Below are 18,215 nucleotides of genomic sequence, written 5' to 3' on the forward strand. Positions count from 1 at the left end.
TATGGAGACATTGGCAAAAGAATTTCTGACAGCATCAGAACAGCAGGCCGTTACCTCAGAGGTCCAAAAGGCGGAGCGTGAAACCTCCGGCGAAATTGTGCCGATGATCATCTCTGCCAGTCATCATTACCCTATGGCGGCGGTGCGGGGCGCAACGCTCATGGCCCTGCCGTTAGCCCTGGTCTGCACTTCGCAGCTTGGTTCCTCCTTCTGGACGGGCTCCGACAACATGTATCTTTTTGTGTTCTTTTTCGCGCTGTTCTACCTGCCATTACGGTTCGTAGTCAACCGCTCTGTAAAGCTCAAGCGGCAATTTTTAAGTGCACGTGAAATAGAAGAAGAAGTTGAAGAAGCAGCCATCACATCTTTTTATGGCGAGGGACTCTACCGCACCCGTGAAGAAAACGGCATTATCATTTTCATCTCCGTACTGGAACAGAAAGTCTGGATTCTGGGTGATAAAGGAATCAATGATAAGATCAATCCAGCCGAGTGGGAAAACATCGTGAACGAGCTGATTCAGGGGATAAAGTCTGGGAATCATGGGGAAGCACTCTGCATGGCGGTGCGCCAGGTCGGCGGAATATTGAAAACACATTTTCCCTACCGGCGCGATGATACGGACGAGCTGCACAACCTCATCATACGATGAAGTTGTGGCGGGGGGCCAGCATAACACTGATCTTGCTGAGCAAGCAGGATCACCTTATAACTGGCCAGGATGGCCTGCACCAAGTGCTTCGCGGATTGCAACGCCAAGATCATGGATTTTCAGCGGTTTTTTCAGAAAATGGCTTGCACCGAGCGATAAGGTAACCTTGACATCCTCCGTCTCGGCAAAGCCACTGATAATGATCGCCTTCTGATGTGGATTCACCCGAAGCATCTGTTCGTAGGTTTCTCTGCCGCTCATCCCTGGAGCCATGATCATGTCGAGAAGAACCAGATCCACATGATGCTTCTTTATACTTTCAATCACCTCCTCACCACTTGCTGCTGACCGCACCGTATAACCCAGTTTTTCCAGGATGAGGGAAGTGATGTGCCGCTGGGTTTCTACGTCGTCAACTACAAGAATTTCCTCACCGTGGCCTGAGACATCAGTCAAGACCAACGGTGCATCTTGCTCACGTCTTTCTTTACCTGTTATGGGAAAAAACACCTGAAATGTTGTCCCAGCCTCAGAGTTAACAACATTAATGTAGCCGTTGTGGTCCTGAACAACATTCCAGACAACCGCCAGTCCCAGCCCCGTACCACTTCTCCCCATCACCTTCTTTGTGTAGAATGGTTCAAAAATCCGCTCAAGATCTTCTTCTGATATGCCTTTGCCCTCATCGGATACCGCGAGCAGAACATACTCGCCAACATCGACAGTGTTGTAACCGCGAAACGGTGAGTCGACAAAACAATTGCCTGTTGTGATCAGCACACGCCCTTTGTCTTCAATCGCCTCGAAGCCATTGGAGACGAGATTCATCAGGATTTTCAAGATGTGGATCTGAGAACCCATAATATTGGCCAGATCTTCATCTAGGGAAATGTCAAGAGATACTCCGGGGTGAAATTCACACAATCGCCTGAAGTCGGGAGATTGAAGATATCCTTTGACAACCTCGTTTATATTGACAGACTCCTTGGCAATTGCCACCCCCCGTGCAACAGTCAGCAGATCCTGGACGATTGCCGCTGCCTTCTGTCCTGAATCCTGGATGATCTGTATGGGTTTCCGCATTGGATTATCGGGCTTGAGATCAATAAGCAGTAATTCAGGATAACTGACAACACCTGACAATATGTTGTTCAGGTCATGAGCGACACCACCGGCCAGAAGACCAAGAGATTCCATCTTCGTTGCGCGGGCTTTGATTTTTCTACTCTCTTGCAGGGCATGCTCATTTCGGTTCCGTTCAGTAACATCGGTAAATGTGTTAATAATACGGGAATCGGGCAGATAAGCCGCCTGGAACTCTATATCTTTAATCTCGCCGTTTTTGCAGGTTACTCTGTACTCAGCAATACTATTCTGCTGGCGTGAATACCTCCAGTGTTCAACCACATATTGCCGATACTCCGGGTCCGGGTAGGCAAGCTGAGCCCAACAGCTCAAGTTCGGCATGTCTTCAACCGTATAGCCGGTTATCCGGGTGAAGCTCTTGTTAAGGTGGAGAATATTTCTGTTTTTATCCCAGACAGCTATGCCGAGCGGCAGGTTCTGCAAGAGACTTTCAAGAAGATTATGCTGTTCCTGCAACTGTTCGTTGGTTTTTATCTCTCTGTTTTTCAAGGTTATCTGACGGATAAGCAGATACACCGAGAAAAAGACGATCAACAGCGTCAGCATCAGCATGATAGTGGCGCTCTGCTGAAATGATCCCAAGCGCTGGCGCTGATTATCGAGGATCTGTTGTGCCTGCTGCTGCGAGTTATGTTTGAGAGCAATTGCCTGATGAAAGGCCTCTGCTATGCGCACCTCCATAAAACTTAGGGTCACTTCGGAGTCAGGACCATAACCCGATATACCGTCACGAGACCAGATGAGAAGATCGGCGATGGCTGGTGCCAGGACCGCATGGAAAGCGGAAGCATTGATCAAGTTGTCAGCAACAAAGCTGTCTCGCAACTCAATGATGCTGTTATGGACTTTCTCGATTCGTGTCTCTAACAGGGCAAGATTCTCGGGGGAAGGCATTGCCTTGGCTATTTGAGTTGCGGAAACAACGTCAGAGACCTCTTCAAGAACCACAGACAGGGAGTTGAGCTCAACCAGCAGGGTATTCGGTAGATTTTTCTCAATAGAACGAAGTGTCGTGTTGGTATAGAACACCACAAGCATGACGGCGGAGATGACTCCAGCCATGGAGACCCAGAAGAGGAGCTGATGCCTATGCTTAAATGAATACGATGCCATTGCCGTATATCACTTGAATATACCTTTTTCCTTATAAAACTGCTCAGCTCCAGGGTGCAGGGGAATCGAAACACCGTTCAATGCCGTATCCTGGGTGATCGCCACGCCTTGCGGGTGGCCCTCACGCAACAAAGCGGTGGTTCGACGATCAAACAACGCTTCAGTAATGGCATAAGCCACGTCGTTTGGCATCTTCTCGTCTACAACAAGCAGAGCATACACTTCCAGTGTATCGGCAGTAGGGATTTCCGGATAAATGCCGGCCTCGATCCTGCCGGGAAAGAGATATGGATAGTGTCTGGTAATTTCTGCAGTTACTTTCTGGTCAAGGGATATGAGGGTGACACCTGTTTCAAGAAGTCTGCTGACCGCATCCATTGGTGCCCCGGCCATCGAGACAAATCCCTGAATATCACCATTTTTCATTTTTCCATGGGTATACATGGGTTTGAGATAGACGGGAGACAGATCGCTTTCCGACAGGTTATACGCCTGCAGGATAATCCGCATGACTGCCAGCGTGCCGGACCCTTCTTCGTCAATTGAAATCCTTTTCCCTTTAAGATCTGTAAAATGGCTGATCCCTGCATCCGTTCTGACTACGATGTGAAATTTCTCGGGGTACAGACTCGCAATTGCCCGTATTGATGACGGTTTATCGGCACCTGCAAACATTTTTTCCCTGTTATAGGCAAATGAAGCGATGTCCGCCTGTGCCATTCCGGCTTCGATCAAGCCCGATTCAACCCCTTTGATGTTTTCGATCGAACCGGCTGAGTTCTGGGCTACACCGATATAACCGTCAAGAGGCGAATCTTTCTTTTTGGCTTCCAACGTAATCCCCGAGGCAAGGAGTTTACCGATGGGATGATACACACCCGTCTCTCCACCGGTGCCAATACGAAACGGTGTAAATGCATTGGCGGCGGAGTGCACCATAAGTGAAAAGATGAGGAAATGTATTGCTGCCAGCGTCATGAAAATCCATTTGGGCAAAACATATTTGTCGACGCGCAGTCGTTGAGGATTCGGCGAAACCGAATATGCCGATGGTTTCGTAAAACCATCGGGGATACGGATAAGAATGTGCATTGATGCCCCTTTAATATGAAATAACTTCAGGAGAAAGACCATGTAAAGAACCGTCCCTCAGCCATTCTAGCATACATTCGGTTCATATGAGAAATGACAGACGGCAAAAGACAGAGAGCGTCCTATAAAACCAGGATTCGACACATATGGTGAAGGTTTACCAAACTGAAGGATTCCGGTGACGGCATCCCCAATTTTCAGAAGCACGTAGCCGTCTTCTTCGCAAGTGACGCTGACATGTCAGCAGAGGAACTCATAGAAAATGGACGACAGATGGCAACTGCCGCTTTCTGGATAAACCGCAGTGACAGAAAACTGGCGGTCAAGAACCGCCAGCATCAGAAAGTGTTAGCAGAGATTACTCCCCGGACTCACCCTCAACAATATCACGACACCAGGACACTGCTGCCATAGCCCGGGGAAAACCGCAGGTAGGGATGAGCAGCAGAATGGTATGGTAGATTTCCTCTGGTGTGGCTCCGGCGTCAATAGCCCGTCGAGAATGGGAATGTACCGAACCTTCCGAGTTATTTGCCGCCGCTGCTGCCAGCTGAATAAGATGCGTGGTCTTCTCATCCAAGGGACCGCTCTTACGAACAACTGTGCCCAGCTCACTCATGGCTGACATGATTTCCGGATAGCTTCGGGAAACGTCGAAATAGGTTCTGCTCAGGAATTTTTGTTCTGTCATCGCTTTGTCATCGTTGGAAATGAATAATCAGCAGGGCTATACGTACTTGGCATGCTCAGAGCAAACCGCACCCGCCACTCGACTACCACTCGCTTCTGTTCCTGGCATACCATCATCACACTTGAAATACCAGCAAAAATCAGCAGTTCCAGATGTCGATCATCGCCAGGACCTTGCGCCCTCGCCCCACAAATAACTTGTCATTAAAGAAACAGCGCCTGCACGCCCTGCTGTCTCGTCATTGATCGTTCATCTCAGATATTTCAAGAGTTGTCGGTTTACCAAAAGCCGAGCTGCACTCTCAAGAAATCTTCCGACATTAGCATTACGATTTCAATAGGCAGGTTAGAGCATAAATGGTGTCGTTTCCTCATTGCCCACGAAATTCTTATCGATTGACCTGAATATTTTTAATATTTCATCTTTAGTCTGCATTGTATTGCCGACGGTTTCATGTGCATCGAGGTCATGAAGCTGAATGGTGGCGGTATCTATCGCCTCTCTGAGCTTTTTTATCTTTGTCCTCAGTTCATCCTGGTTGCCATGTGCCGATTTTTCGGCCTGAGCCTCAAGGTTGCTCAGACTTTTTCGCCATTCGGCTATCTTCTCATCGATAATGTCTTGATAGGTCAGAGATTGCATGCGCTCCTCCATCTGTTTTCGATTGCAGACCTGCCTGTTCCCATATGGCATTGGCTGTACTTTTATTATACGGAAAAAAAGGGCATAAGCAAAAAAATGCTCGAAATCACGTCCAGCAGCAGGGTAAAATTTCGGCGCAATTTCAGGCAAAAGAAATCCCACCCCGAAAAAAAATGGCGAGGCGGGAGATGTGGCTCTTGGACAAGCAATTACAGATGCATCTGCTACCTCTGTAATAATTTTCAGAAGCGAAAGGCGAAGGCTTTCTACTCGTTCACAACCACCTTCTGATCCTTATTTAAATAGCTTTGCAAATTCACCATAACCGGCGTCTGCCAACGTATCTGCAGACACAAAACGGAGTGCCGCCGAGTTGATACAGTAACGAAGACCGGTCGGCGCCGGTCCGTCAGGAAAGACGTGACCGAGGTGGGAGTCGGCGCCCTTGCTGCGAACTTCTGTGCGGGTCGAAAACAAACTCCGGTCTTCACGCTCAATGATATTCTCTGGTACCAGAGGACGTGAAAAGCTTGGCCAACCGGTGCCCGAGTCATATTTGTCGGTTGAGCTAAAGAGCGGTTCGCCGGAGACGATGTCGACATAGATTCCTGTTTTTTTATTGTCCCAGAACTCGTTTTTAAACGGCGGTTCAGTGCCTTCTTCCTGGGTAACGTGATATTGCAGCAGAGTCAAACGCTTCTTTAGTTCCTCCTGGGTCGGTTTCATCATGGCAGTTCCCCCCTCGCCACTGAGATCGATCTTCACTCCTTTCCAGTTGGAATTGATAAAGTCGTCACGACCTGAACGGGAACGGTAAAAATTGTAACGGATTGGGTTGTTCTTGTAATAGTCCTGATGGTACTCCTCGGCGGGCCAGAATTTTGGCGCATCGAGGATCGGCGTCACCACCGGTTTCTTGAAGATGCCGGAGGATTCCAGTTTTGCTTTTGAGGCTTCAGCCAGCCGCCGCTGCTCGCTGTTGTAAACGAAGATAATCGAGACATATTCATGGCCTCGATCGACAAACTGGCCGCCGGGGTCGGTGGGATTAATCTGTCGCCAATAGACATCTAGCAGCTTGCCATAGGATACCCTGGTCGGGTCGTAGGTGATATCTACCACCTCGGTGTGGCCGCCTGCACCGTAATTCTGATAGGTGGGGTTCTCGGTTGTCCCACCGGCATACCCCGATATCACCGAGACCACCCCATCCAGATGCTCAAACGGTTTTTCCATACACCAGAAACAGCCGCCAGCAAAAAGTGCATGCTCAACCGCTTGGTTATTTTCCTTTGTCGCCGACATCTGCTGCGCGTGGCTTAGCAGGCCGGTATCTGCAAAGCCTCCAGCAAACAGGGCTAACACAATGACTAACACTGTTCGTTTTCTATATCTCATAGTATTTCTCCTGCTGATTTCAGTTTTTGTATTCTGCCATGTTCCTCAATTACTCTTCTGCAGGAACAGTTCGAATAAAGGTTCCGGATTCTCTTAACCATCCTTCCATCTCTTGTAAGGTCACCTTCTCCGGATCAAAAGTCACCCTGTTCACTTCTGATAAGCCAAGCCAGCCGGAGCTGACATCCGCTATCCCTTTCCGCCCTGCCAGGGCATCTCGACCAACATCATATCAAGCAACCACGAAAGTCGCTTTTTCCTGCCCAGCAGTGGCCAGCGGGGAAAAACCGCTGACCATAGCGACAAAGAGGGCGATCGGCAGAAGTATAGAAAAAAATGTTCTTCGCATAGCTCATCTCCCCAATTACCGTTGTCAATCCTATTGCATTGTTTCGGTCATGGTATCTGCAGCGGGTTTCATCATCGTATCATTGGCACTATTGCCCTTCATCATGATGGCCGACGTCTCCTCCATGCTGTCCATTGGTTTTGGATCCATTGTATCTTCCATACTGGCCATCTTCGTGTTCATCGGCTTGTCCATCATATCGTAACTGCTGCAACCGGCCATCATCAGAGCAATTCCTGCCATCATTACTGTAGTCAGTGTTCTCATGTTCCACCTCCGTTTTTCGTTAGAGCGTTATCAGCTTTTCCAGGGAACTCTCCCCTTTGCCTCAAACGGTATATACAGGAGGTGAAGGTCGAATAAAGCGAATGTAAAGATTCGGTAAAGATGCTGGATGTGTGAGAGAAGAATCCAAACCAGGCAAATTTAATGCCGCGATTTTCACGAGAGATATACATATTTGCATGCACAACAAACACTTATCGGTTCAGCAACTATAGCGGCTGCTTATACCATGTCACTGAACTGAACCTAACCTCTCACCAAAATAACAAGAAAGGAACACTATGATACGAGTCGCATTAGGAGCAAAAAATGGCCTCTACCCTTGTCTTACCACTATTGTCGGGGCCGAACCGGACAACACGCCCAATTGGGTTACCGGCGCCCATATGGGCATAATGAACCATGCCTCTGGAGACTGATGTGGTCAAGTAAAAGTGGACACCGGTGGTTAGGCTCACTGCACATTGCTGCGAAAGGCTGGAGCTTCCGGTCTTTTCAGGTATCGTCGCAATACTTTTCACGTAAGGCTCTGATCTCATCGGTATGACTAAGGAAAATTCCTACGAGGCGCGGGTCGAAAAAGATCGCGCTGTTTCTCCTGATGTAATTGATAACCTTCTGTTCTGACCAGGCTTTCTTGTATGATCGATCGGATGAGAGCGCGTCATAAATGTCGGCCAGCATGGTAATTCGTGCGAAAAGGTTAATCTCTTCGCCTTTGAGCCTGGAGGGGTAGCCTCCGCCGTCCCAACGCTCATGGTGTTGATAGGCAATGGAGCAGGCTGAGGCCAATAGCTGCCGATCTGAGGTTTTCAGGATGTCTCGGCCGATGGTGGTATGTGTTTTAATGTACTCGAACTCCTTGTCGCTGAGCTTCCCGGGTTTGTGGAGGATATGCTCTGCAATGCCGATCTTGCCGACGTCATGCAGGGGAGAGGCTGCTTCGAGAATTTCAAGTTCTTCATTTGTGAGCCCGGCCTTTTCTCCCAGGAAGCGAGAGATCTTGGCCACCCGCTTCACATGGTTGCCGGTCTCCTTCGAGTGGTTCTCGATCACTTCGCCGAGGGTCATGACCAGTTCCCGTTGAGTTTCGATGATTTCCCTGTTGAGGTCGATAATCGCCCGATCCCGCCGGTTGATATCAAGCTGCTTGAAATGGTTCTGCAGTAAAAGCACAACAATAATGACCAATATCGCGATAATGGACAGCGATGGCAGGATAATCTGCTTGTGCCTTGCGTAGAAGGAAAGAGGCTTATTGATGAAGAAAGTAGTTTCAGGCAGTGTTTCGAGGTTTATGCCAAGCTCGCGTACCACCCGGTAATCATATAGATCCCTGTAGGTGGTAACCGGCTCGGTGAACTCCGGGACTGATGTATCGCCGGTCAACAGGGAAATCAGGGATTGTGCTGCCACCTCGCCCTGTCTGAAACCAGACAGCACCCTGCCGCCAACCATGCCGCCGCCTATCTGGAACTGCCAGGAACCATAGATACGCAGTTGTGCGCGCTTAGTTAAAAACGTTGACACAAAACCCTGGCGGAAGGAGCGGTTCGTTGCGTCAAGTAAATATGGCAGCATGTAAATTATATCATCTTGATTGAGATGACTGCCATAGCCCAAAAGGTCTTCGAAGGCCATTTGTGGAACGATCCTGATTTCAATCCCTTCGTTCGCCAGTTGCGGCAATAACTTATCCACTTCAGCGAGCATCGCCTGGCCTGTAGTCGAGCTGTCAGCGATGACATGCAGTGTTTTTGCCGTCGGATTCTGGTGAAGTGCCTGACGTATAGTAGCCAGGTGGTCGGCTTTTTCGATCACAACGCTTCTGGCAATGGTGGGTTTTGCGATCGAATCAACCCCGTTGATCCCGGTGGCAACTACAACTGCCACTGGGAATAGCTGTCGACCGACACGTTCGAGAAAGTTGAGGGCATTATTGTCGGTGGCAATAATTCCATCAAAGTGGAGAATCTGATACTTGGTGGCGTAGAGTTCGGCCAGCTCTTCAAGGTACTGTTCGGTATACGTATTTTTGCTATCCATGTACTCGATCCGAATTGTGTCGGTCCAATCGAGTTTCTCCAGCACGCTCATGATACCCTCATTGACTTCACGGGTCCAGGCGTAGTCTGGACCGTAGGAATGCAGCACCAGGAATGTCTTGTGTTTTAACGGAATTCCAGTCGGGTAATTGGTGTTGACTTGGGCCCAGGCCGGCAGGGCTGTGATCAGCAGCAGAAGGAGAATCACGTTCAAATACTGGCGAATCATAACATTTCTTCAAAAGACTCCATGTTCATCCAGTCACCAAAATCAGGTGAAGTGCTTAATGCACATATGGCAGTACCATGGCTAATTGTACGACAAACGCATAGAATCGGTCAAATCGGCAACAGAATACGAGCTCATATACGTTAATCCCGATGATCAGAGCCATGAGGCTTGCCTGCACGAATCTGGAGTTGTGGCAGGGCAAGACAGGATTGCAGGTTGAATATGACGATGTCATTTCTATTGACCACTGTCATCCTTGACCTCGTCTTTGCACGAGAAAACTACAGCCATCTTTCCGGAGGCAGTGAGCAACTGTTCTGTCTGTTACCTGATTGTTTCTGTGACCAGATTGATGAAAAGCTGTAACAACGCTGAACACCACTTATCGATGTGCCATATCATGACAACAGGCGTCTCGGAAACGATATCTTTCGTTTCCAGTAGCTTCAGACTACCCTTTCGAAGTTCCTGGCTGACAGCAATCTCCGGGCAAATGGTTACTCCCAGCCCACGTTGCAGGCAACGTTGAAGGGAGGTACCACTTGAAAACTCAATACTGCGAAACGTTACTCCTGCCTCGTCGAGCGACCGCTCGAACATTCTCCGGTAGCTTCAATCCGTCTTTGGCAGGAGCAGCAACTGATTGCCAAGATCAAGCGGATGAATGCTTTTTCTTGCGGCTAGCGGATGTTCCGGAGAAGAACACATGACCAGCGGTTCTGTCTTGAGATATTTAATATTGACATCTTTCATGGTCAGATCGTCAGTCATCAGCAGCGCAATATCGATTCGACCGGTGCTAAGCTCCCGGGCTAGTTCTTTATCTGAACAGTTGATAAAGTTAAGTCTGACCCCTGGGTAGTGATTGCTGTATTGTTCTATCACTTCAGGCATATAGACATTGGCGAGCGTCTCCGGCATGCGTATCGTGAGACTCCCCTGAAGATACTGTTCTCCGGCTACGACCGAGCGGATCTCATCGGTCATGTCATCAATCTTACAGGCGTAGCTGTACAGTTTCTTGCCGGCATCGGTTAGGCGAACCTGTTTCCCGATGCGGTCGAAGAGCATTACTCCCAGTTCCTTTTCAAGTCCTCGGATGTGAGCGGAGACGGAGGACTGGGCCAGGTAAAGCAGTTCCGCCGCTCGTGTGAAGTTCAGCTGTTCAGCGACGATGCGAAATGTATTGAGTTGGCGAATATCCATATTCAGTCAATCGGCTGGGGTGATTATAACGATCGGCATAAATCGTTTTTCATGATCGATGATTTATATTAATCGTTATATCAAATCAACCCATATGGAGGAAGCATTATGAACGAACACATTGATACTGAACAAGCAGCACAATTGGCAGGCGAATACTTTGGCAATGGCTATCATTGTGCCGAGGCCGTCCTACGGGCATTACTTGATACAATGGGGGAAGATAGTCAGCCTATTGTCCCCTATGCCACCGCCTTTGGCGGCGGTTTTGGGGAAACTTTTATGGAAGCTTGTGGTGTCGTCTCCGGTAGTCTGATAGCCATTGGTCACAAATACGGAAGGAAACAGCAGGGTGACAGTTGGAAGGAAGCGGGGCTATTGGGGCGGGCGGTGGTCGAGCGCTTTATAAAACTCCACGGTACATGCAACTGCGGCATCCTGCGCAATCGATTTGGTGAGGAAGAGCAGATGGATCTTTGCCGGGAAGTGGTTATTCAGGGAACAAAAAGTCTGGCAACCATCCTTAATGAAAAGGTCGATGAGGATCGTGCATCTGTCGAGCAACGTCAGAAAAAATGTTCGAATTGTGCCTAGACCAATCTGCATCGGCAACGTGGACCAGCTATCAGAGAGTAGTATCGTATCATATTAATCAATAAAGATCAGAATCCTAAATAATGACGTGAGTAGAACAAAATAGGAGATGAATATACGATCAAATTTGATTTTTGTGTAAAGCGAACGTCATCTGAATATATCACGGGCGGAATTTCAAGATCAGGTTTCGACCTGTTCAAATGAACTGAGCCACCTCTCCTGGTCGCTCCAAGAGATCGCAGTTCCTTTTTGCTATTGCGAAGGGGTGCAATGTAATGAGCACAGGTGATATTTTACCTATCGTTTTGTATTGCGTTGCCGGTATGGTTATTGCTCCTGCCAGATTCTGGCGTCTGGCAGGAGCAGAAACCATTTGCTGAAGTCAAATTCTGATGAATGCATACCGCAATTCCAGAAAAAATGTAACGACCGAAGATCGATAATGCGCTATGATCCCAGTTCAATAGCCTTTTGCCAGATAAACCACAGCAAGCTGGAGATATCACTATGCCAAGTACCGAATTCCTCTTAACCTCCCTTGTCGTAGTTCTCATACCCGGCACCGGGGTGATCTATACGATCTCGAACGGTCTTTTCCTCGGTTGGCGGGCAAGTATCGCTGCCGCCTGTGGTTGCACTGCCGGTATTCTTCCACACATAACCGCCAGCATCCTTGGTTTATCAGCCATTCTCCATATGAGTGCAGTTGCATTTCAGGCAGTGAAATATGCAGGTGCCGCCTATCTGCTGTACCTTGCGTGGACCATGTGGCGTGAAACGGGTGGCTTGAAATTTGACACTCCAGCAACCAGGAAAGGCCTATACCAAATTGCAGTACGGGGCTTTCTCATCAATATTTTGAACCCCAAGCTTTCCATATTCTTCCTGGCTTTTCTTCCTCTATTCGTCAATCCACAAGCGGCATCGCCAACCATGGACATGATGGTGCTGAGTGTCATTTTCATGGCTATGACCCTTGTCATTTTCATCCTGTATGGAATGTCGGCACATAGTGTTCGCAGGTATGTCGTCGGCTCGCCACGAATTATAACCCGTCTGCAACGATCGTTTGCCGCTACCTTTGCTGCTCTTGGAATAAAACTTGCGCTGACAGATCAATAATCGAGCAGTAATTTGCCAGTCCCAATTACTTTTCAAGCCGGCCTTAAGACACTCTTCATTTCGAACAGCTATGCATTTACTGGCCGCTACGGACATTTTCGGCAACACAACATGTATTCATAAACTTCTGACATCATTATCAGAAAAATATTCATCGATCGAAATCATCGATCCATACGATGGCAAGGAGATCGACTTTCGCAACGAAAGTGACGCATACGAGTATTTCCAAAAAAATATCGGTTTGACCGGCTATATTGAAAAGATATTCCAGCACCTGCAAGCAAATAGAACATATTGCGAGCAACACCTGTTAGGTTTCAGCGTTGGTGGTTCGGCAATATGGGCCGTCTCTGCCATGCTCGATTTTGAGCGAAATACAAAAGGAATATGCTTTTATAGTTCACAGATACGCAATCTTCTCCACATCCAGCCTCGCATCCCAATCGATCTCTATCTCCCGAAAATGGAGCCGCATTTCAATATTGATGAGGTGATGGAGGCTCTCGCCACAACACCACTGGTCAATTATTTCAAAACACCTTACCTGCACGGTTTCATGAACCAAAAATCGGTCAACTTCAACAGGGATGGCTACTCTCAATATCTTGAAATACTCCGAAATGCATGACCACAGAAAAAACTCTCTTAACAGGGCTGAACCAATGAATATTCTTGAAGAATTACACCGATTGGCCGAAGTGGAATACAAAGCCTTCAACGACAAGATCATTCCTACCAGGCAGAAGACCCTCGGTGTCAGGGTTCCCGCACTCAGAAAGCTGGCGAAAAAGATCGCGAAGAACGACGCACTTTCCTTTATTGAGCAAGACAAACAGAATATCTACGAGATGATCCTGCTGGAAGGCATGGCCATCTCCTACCTAGATCAATCGTTCATCGACCTGCTGCCACTCACGAAAAAATTCCTTGATAAAGTCGATAACTGGGCCCAGATCGACTCAACCATCTGTGATTTTAAAAATATCAAAAAAGAACAAGAAGAGATTCTGCCTATTATTCGCACCTGGCTGCAGTCGGATCAGGAATTCGTCGTCCGCGCTGCCTTGGTTCTGCTCCTGGCGCATTATGTGGAAGAACACTATCTTGAGACAATTTTTTCGTTCTCCCAGGATGTCACCCATACCGGCTATTACGTTTTCATGGCCAACGCCTGGCTGATCTCGGTCTGCATGGCCAAATACCCGGAACAGACACTCACCTTCTTGAAAGACAATACGCTGGACAAGAAGACCCATAACAAGGCAATCCAGAAATCCAGAGAAAGCTATCGCGTCTCCAAAGAGTACAAGGCCCTGCTCAATCAATTAAAACGCAAATAACCTCAGGCCGTCAGGATATCGCATGCAACTTTCAGATAGCCTGATAGAAACGAATTCGACCACTTCATCGCACCGAGCGTACCGGCAAAAGGCTGACATCGGGAGCCTGGGCACCTTCCTGTTCAGTACCCTCGTATTGGTGGTAGGCACAGCCACAAAGCTTATCAGTCTCAACATTATCCCATACGCTGCAGCAGCGAATTTCTTCATTTCTCAACAGATAGAAAGTACAGTCCTCTCAGTCTTTTACTTCCCACCTGACAACTCCAACGCATCCACGCCCTAAATTCCACACCGTTACCGGTCGATAAATCAAATAAGAAGAACATAATTGAAGCACCTATCGACCAAGGAGTACGTCATGAAAATAGAAGGATTTGGAAATCGGTATGCCTTTGGACTGCAAGGCAAAAGAAAGAACAGAGCGGAGAGTGAAAAAGAAAACTCAAACCTACAGCGGCAGGGACAGTCCACGGGAGAAACTGAACAGGCAAAAAACGCCCAGGTTCATCACCATCAAAGATCAGCTCACGGAGCCATCCGAAACCTGCAGGAAAATCATTTTCAGGGAGTTGCCAATCTGCGGCTGCGGATCAACTTCCAGGAACAGCTCCAGACAAATTCAGCACAAAAAGTAAATGATGTTCTAGCGACCGGCAGCAACCAGCTCGTCACCGATCTGGAAGTGCGGGTTGCAACTCTTGGTAACGATTTCCAAGGAAGCTTTGGGGAAACAGATATCATTGCTCAAATGAAAGGCTTGATGGATACATTTTCACAAGCTGTCAGCAATCTCTTTGGCGGATCAGAGGAGACCGACTCCACTTCCATTAAAACCGCCGCTTCCCAGCCGGGTGATATCTTTGCTGGCATCCAGGGGGCTTTTGGCGATTTTTTCAATGCTATGTGGCAGATTGGTCAACCGCCGGCAGACGAGTCGCTTGTCGTTGACACGGACATGGAACCTGTTATTGACCCGGAAAACACCGAAACACCGGTCATCGCCGTTTCCACTGCAGATGAAACTGAAGGTACCGCTGCTGATATCGCTACAGAAGAAATGGCTGACGAAATCGTGGCTGCAGCAGCTACGGACAATCCTGAAAATACCCCAGTGGAGCCCGCGTTTACTGATAAGCTCACAGAATTGCAAACCTGGTTTGACTCACAGATTGCGTCGTTGCAGACCAGTGTTGACGATCTGATGAAGATGCCACCTATAGGTCATCAGCGGGGACATGGTATGGCGTACAGCAGGTTCCTGGCCATCTATACTGAAATGAATAGCACCGAATCCATCACTCAAGCCGGAGACGACATGCTTTTCGATGGAGGACTTGAAACAGAAGCCTGATGTTATAGCACGGCATAAATTCATAATATCAGGCCATTTGTAAGATTCCTCCCCAAACATCTGCTCTCACCTTGCCGGCCCCGTTTTCGACTGACGAACCACGGGGCCGGTGCTCGTCTCAGCCAAGCTATCGCCATCTCCTTTTCCTGAAAACTGTCCGCGACTACGCAAAACGATTTACCTTTATTCTTCTCATTTTACTTGTAGACTGAAGCGAAATTTTCTATGTACAGATCAACAAGTAATTGAGGCGACACCATCAAGTCAGGCTGCCGTCAGGCGAAGCAGGCCATTGGCCACATGCATTTCGCTATATCATACTTCACCACATCTTTAAGAGGAGCCGTATGAAAAGGTATTTCTTTGCTATCATGTTGGTCATAAACCTGGTCCTGCTCGCTGGATGCAACACCATGTCAGGGATCGGGCAGGACATCGAGCAAGCTGGCGACGCCATAGAGAAGGCCGCAACAAAGAACAAAACCTACTGATCCCAAGATTGCAACTCGGCGCATCAGATTCGAATTGCTGATTCCTACACATGTGCGGCAATTGATGGTTTTCTTAGCCCTCGATTGCCGCTATTTTTTTTCGCGACCCATCATAATCCTTCACCTTATACTGTCTTTTGAGAGTTAAGATGAGAAGCTCTGCCACCGATTTTCACAGGTTCACCTTTTCCCTCTTTCACTTTTCAGAATGATTCCCATTTACCAACCTAACACTTATCTGTATACTCTTTTGATATGATATACCAACGCTTCTTGCGTTAGCCGTCAGACGAACCGAAGTTCATAGCCCCAAGACTTTTCAGGACAAGGCTTCATGATACTCGACATAAAAACTCTGCTGGTCTGCGACATTGCCCTGTCATCAGTCTTCTTTGTGGCGTTCACGGTCTACCTCCTTTATCAGGACGCTTACCCCGGATTCAAAACCTGGACCGCTGGCATTCTGCTCCACACCCTGGGATTACTGCTACTCGTACTCCGTGGGGAAATCCCCCTGGGCCTGAGCGTAATCGGTTTCAACACCATCGCTGTCTTCTCAACCACTCTCATGCTGGATGCTGTCCGGCAGTTTGCCCACAACACGAGATTACATCGTCTCTTCTACCTGCTCCCAGCGGCTGTTGCGGTTTTCTGCTATCACTACAGCTTCATTGAAGACAACATAGCCATCAGGAACATGGGTAGCAGCATTGCCATCTTTATTCTCATGCTGGCCATATCACTGGAATGGATTGGGCACGCACCTTCTTCTGCCCGGCCACTCTATTATCTGGGTGCTGGCCTTATACTCATTAACGCGGTGTCGCTCATGGCCAGAGCGTCTCATTGGCTGTTCATACCAGCTAAAGGAATATTTACAGCAGATGGACATGACGCCATTCATTTCATCATTGCCATACTTTCAACAGCCGGAACAAATATTGTTTTTTCACTAATGAATACCCAGCAAGCTCGACAGAGTCTTCTGACGATGCACCAGACATTGGCCGACAGTGAAAGCCGCTATCGCAAACTCTCGGAAGCATCTTTTGAAGGTATTGTCTTTTCTCAGAAAGGAAAGATCGTCGAAGCAAACGACAATGCCTGTCAGATGTTCGGCTGTTCAGCCAGCGAACTCATTGGGACAAACACACATGATTACATTGACCCCAAAGATCACGACCTGGTAACACAACATATTTCCACAAATATCGAACACGCGTACGAAGTAACAGGAGTAAGAAAAGACGGAACCTCTTTCCCGCTCGAAGTCCAGGGAAAAACGTTCCTTTTCAAAGGAGCACCCACCAGAATCGCGGCCCTTAGAGACATTACTGCACGAAAACGCGCCCTGGCAATACTGCAGGAACGAGATAAACTCTATTCTGCGCTCTTTGAGATGAACGCATCGGTTATGCTGCTGATAGAAGAAAATACAGCCAGGATAATCGATGCCAACAGCGCGGCATGCGACTTTTATGGTTATTCAAAAAAACAGTTCAAAACTCTCAACATTACAGATCTCAACATCCTCACTGCAGAGGAAGTGCGCACCGAGCTTGAACGAGCGGCAACTAGAAATAAAAAGTATTTCAGTTTCACTCACAGACTTGCTAATGGCGATATCCGCGAGGTCGAGGTGTTCACCGGGCCGATAGTTTATCAAAACAGATCACTGCTCTGCTCTGTCGTCCACGACATCACCCAGCGAAAGCTCAACGAAGCCCAGCGGGAGGAACTCATCACCTCACTGCAGCAGGCTATTCAGGAAATCAAAACATTGCGCGGCATTCTACCGATCTGCTCCCATTGCAAACAAATCCGTGACGACCAAGGCTCCTGGAGCAAGATTGAGCACTATGTCCGTGAGCATTCCGAGGCCACCTTCAGTCACGGCATCTGTCCCGACTGCGTGAAGCAGCTCTATCCAAATATCGCAGACGAAATTTTGACAAAAAGCGGACTGTAACGCACACGTTCATAGAATATTTCGTGAGGAATTCTGGCTACCGCCAGCCGATCAGCTGGTAACCTTTCTCCTGCAGACACATGTCAACAAAACGGATGTAGATATCAGTCGGTTCTGCGGCATCGAAGGCGCCGCCGACCAGGGTCGCCGTGGCCGCTCCGGCCCCACCAATGGCTGCCCCTCGCCCGACACTGGTCCCTGAGGCAATAGCCCCTACCACTGCACCGGTGGCTCCGCCCACAGCCCCAGCCTTAGCTGTGTCTTTCACCAGTTCCGTCCCTTTTCCTGAATTGGCACCGCTGGCCTCGGCTGCGTACATGCAGGCATCAATATCCATCTCCGCCTGCTGTTGGCCCACCTGATTAAAATAACTGTTGGGATAGAGAACTGGCCGTTTGGCACCGGCACAGCCGGTCAGCATCAGGGTTACGGCAAGGAGTGTGATACAGGATAATCTTTTCATTGTTCACTCTTTCAAGTTTTTTGGT

The 18,215-nt window shown here is 48.4% G+C and carries 18 protein-coding genes and 1 pseudogene; 10 read left to right on the top strand and 9 right to left on the bottom strand.

Annotated elements, in window-relative coordinates; genetic code table 11:
• Position 1: 1 nt before the first annotated feature.
• Positions 2-652 (top strand): TPM domain-containing protein, encoded by a 651-nt coding sequence (locus tag BUF15_RS08690; protein ID WP_073613088.1) that lies wholly within the window; start codon positions 2-4, stop codon positions 650-652.
• A gap of 54 nt (positions 653-706) precedes the next feature.
• On the opposite strand, the gene BUF15_RS08695 is transcribed toward BUF15_RS08690, so the two are convergent.
• The 6 genes from BUF15_RS08695 to BUF15_RS08720 form a co-directional block, all read right to left on the bottom strand.
• A complete protein-coding gene (locus BUF15_RS08695) occupies positions 707-2,911 on the bottom strand; it encodes a hybrid sensor histidine kinase/response regulator (RefSeq protein WP_073613089.1) in 2,205 nt (734 codons plus the stop codon).
• Between the two features lie 9 nt (positions 2,912-2,920).
• The gene (locus BUF15_RS08700) at positions 2,921-4,003 is read right to left on the bottom strand and encodes a TAXI family TRAP transporter solute-binding subunit (protein ID WP_159441260.1); all 1,083 of its coding nucleotides are present in this window, start codon (positions 4,001-4,003) and stop codon (positions 2,921-2,923) included.
• Positions 4,004-4,361: 358 nt separating this feature from the next.
• Positions 4,362-4,694 carry a carboxymuconolactone decarboxylase family protein gene (locus tag BUF15_RS08705; protein WP_073613090.1) on the bottom strand — a complete coding sequence of 111 codons (333 nt, stop codon included), beginning with the start codon at positions 4,692-4,694 and terminating at the stop codon, positions 4,362-4,364.
• Between the two features lie 345 nt (positions 4,695-5,039).
• Complete coding sequence (locus BUF15_RS26780) at positions 5,040-5,336, bottom strand: hypothetical protein (protein ID WP_143170671.1); 297 nt, start codon at positions 5,334-5,336, stop codon at positions 5,040-5,042.
• Between the two features lie 294 nt (positions 5,337-5,630).
• Positions 5,631-6,734 (bottom strand): peptide-methionine (R)-S-oxide reductase MsrB, encoded by a 1,104-nt coding sequence (gene msrB, locus BUF15_RS08715; RefSeq protein WP_084553769.1) that lies wholly within the window; start codon positions 6,732-6,734, stop codon positions 5,631-5,633.
• Positions 6,735-7,113: 379 nt separating this feature from the next.
• Positions 7,114-7,350 carry a hypothetical protein gene (locus tag BUF15_RS08720; RefSeq protein ID WP_073613092.1) on the bottom strand — a complete coding sequence of 79 codons (237 nt, stop codon included), beginning with the start codon at positions 7,348-7,350 and terminating at the stop codon, positions 7,114-7,116.
• 299 nt (positions 7,351-7,649) lie between these two features.
• Between BUF15_RS08720 and BUF15_RS27055 the strand changes: the two genes are divergently transcribed.
• Positions 7,650-7,787 (top strand): hypothetical protein, encoded by a 138-nt coding sequence (locus BUF15_RS27055; protein WP_159441261.1) that lies wholly within the window; start codon positions 7,650-7,652, stop codon positions 7,785-7,787.
• A 76-nt stretch (positions 7,788-7,863) separates the two neighbouring features.
• Here BUF15_RS27055 and BUF15_RS08725 read toward each other — a convergent pair whose 3' ends face one another.
• Positions 7,864-9,642 (bottom strand): HD domain-containing phosphohydrolase, encoded by a 1,779-nt coding sequence (locus BUF15_RS08725; RefSeq protein ID WP_073613093.1) that lies wholly within the window; start codon positions 9,640-9,642, stop codon positions 7,864-7,866.
• Between the two features lie 225 nt (positions 9,643-9,867).
• Between BUF15_RS08725 and BUF15_RS27700 the strand changes: the two genes are divergently transcribed.
• Entirely contained in the window at positions 9,868-10,011 is a 144-nt protein-coding gene (locus BUF15_RS27700) for a hypothetical protein (protein WP_234981147.1), read from the top strand.
• On the opposite strand, the pseudogene BUF15_RS08735 reads toward BUF15_RS27700, so the two are convergent.
• Positions 9,970-10,851 (bottom strand): annotated as a pseudogene (locus tag BUF15_RS08735) (LysR family transcriptional regulator). The gene BUF15_RS27700 and the pseudogene BUF15_RS08735 sit on opposite strands and share 42 nt — an antisense overlap.
• Positions 10,852-10,959: 108 nt before the next feature.
• Here BUF15_RS08735 and BUF15_RS08740 point away from each other — a divergent pair.
• The 7 genes from BUF15_RS08740 (at position 10,960) to BUF15_RS08775 (ending at position 17,727) form a co-directional block, all read left to right on the top strand.
• Positions 10,960-11,445: a C-GCAxxG-C-C family protein gene (locus tag BUF15_RS08740; RefSeq protein ID WP_073613096.1), complete on the top strand. Its 486-nt coding sequence runs from the start codon at positions 10,960-10,962 to the stop codon at positions 11,443-11,445.
• Between the two features lie 510 nt (positions 11,446-11,955).
• Positions 11,956-12,570: a LysE family translocator gene (locus BUF15_RS08745; protein ID WP_073613097.1), complete on the top strand. Its 615-nt coding sequence runs from the start codon at positions 11,956-11,958 to the stop codon at positions 12,568-12,570.
• Positions 12,571-12,640: 70 nt separating this feature from the next.
• A complete protein-coding gene (locus BUF15_RS08750; RefSeq protein ID WP_073613098.1) occupies positions 12,641-13,201 on the top strand; it encodes a hypothetical protein in 561 nt (186 codons plus the stop codon).
• 34 nt (positions 13,202-13,235) lie between these two features.
• The gene (locus tag BUF15_RS08755) at positions 13,236-13,913 is read left to right on the top strand and encodes a DNA alkylation repair protein (RefSeq protein ID WP_073613249.1); all 678 of its coding nucleotides are present in this window, start codon (positions 13,236-13,238) and stop codon (positions 13,911-13,913) included.
• A gap of 361 nt (positions 13,914-14,274) precedes the next feature.
• Positions 14,275-15,267 (top strand): hypothetical protein, encoded by a 993-nt coding sequence (locus BUF15_RS08765; protein ID WP_073613100.1) that lies wholly within the window; start codon positions 14,275-14,277, stop codon positions 15,265-15,267.
• Positions 15,268-15,614: 347 nt separating this feature from the next.
• Positions 15,615-15,758, top strand: coding sequence for an entericidin A/B family lipoprotein (locus BUF15_RS08770; protein ID WP_073613101.1), 144 nt, complete (start codon positions 15,615-15,617; stop codon positions 15,756-15,758).
• A 334-nt stretch (positions 15,759-16,092) separates the two neighbouring features.
• Complete coding sequence (locus BUF15_RS08775) at positions 16,093-17,727, top strand: PAS domain-containing protein (RefSeq protein ID WP_073613102.1); 1,635 nt, start codon at positions 16,093-16,095, stop codon at positions 17,725-17,727.
• 37 nt (positions 17,728-17,764) lie between these two features.
• On the opposite strand, the gene BUF15_RS08780 is transcribed toward BUF15_RS08775, so the two are convergent.
• A complete protein-coding gene (locus BUF15_RS08780; RefSeq protein ID WP_073613103.1) occupies positions 17,765-18,190 on the bottom strand; it encodes a hypothetical protein in 426 nt (141 codons plus the stop codon).
• Positions 18,191-18,215: the final 25 nt, after the last annotated feature.

This window comes from Desulfopila aestuarii DSM 18488, assembly GCF_900143695.1.
Classification (GTDB): Bacteria; Desulfobacterota; Desulfobulbia; order Desulfobulbales; family Desulfocapsaceae; genus Desulfopila; species Desulfopila aestuarii.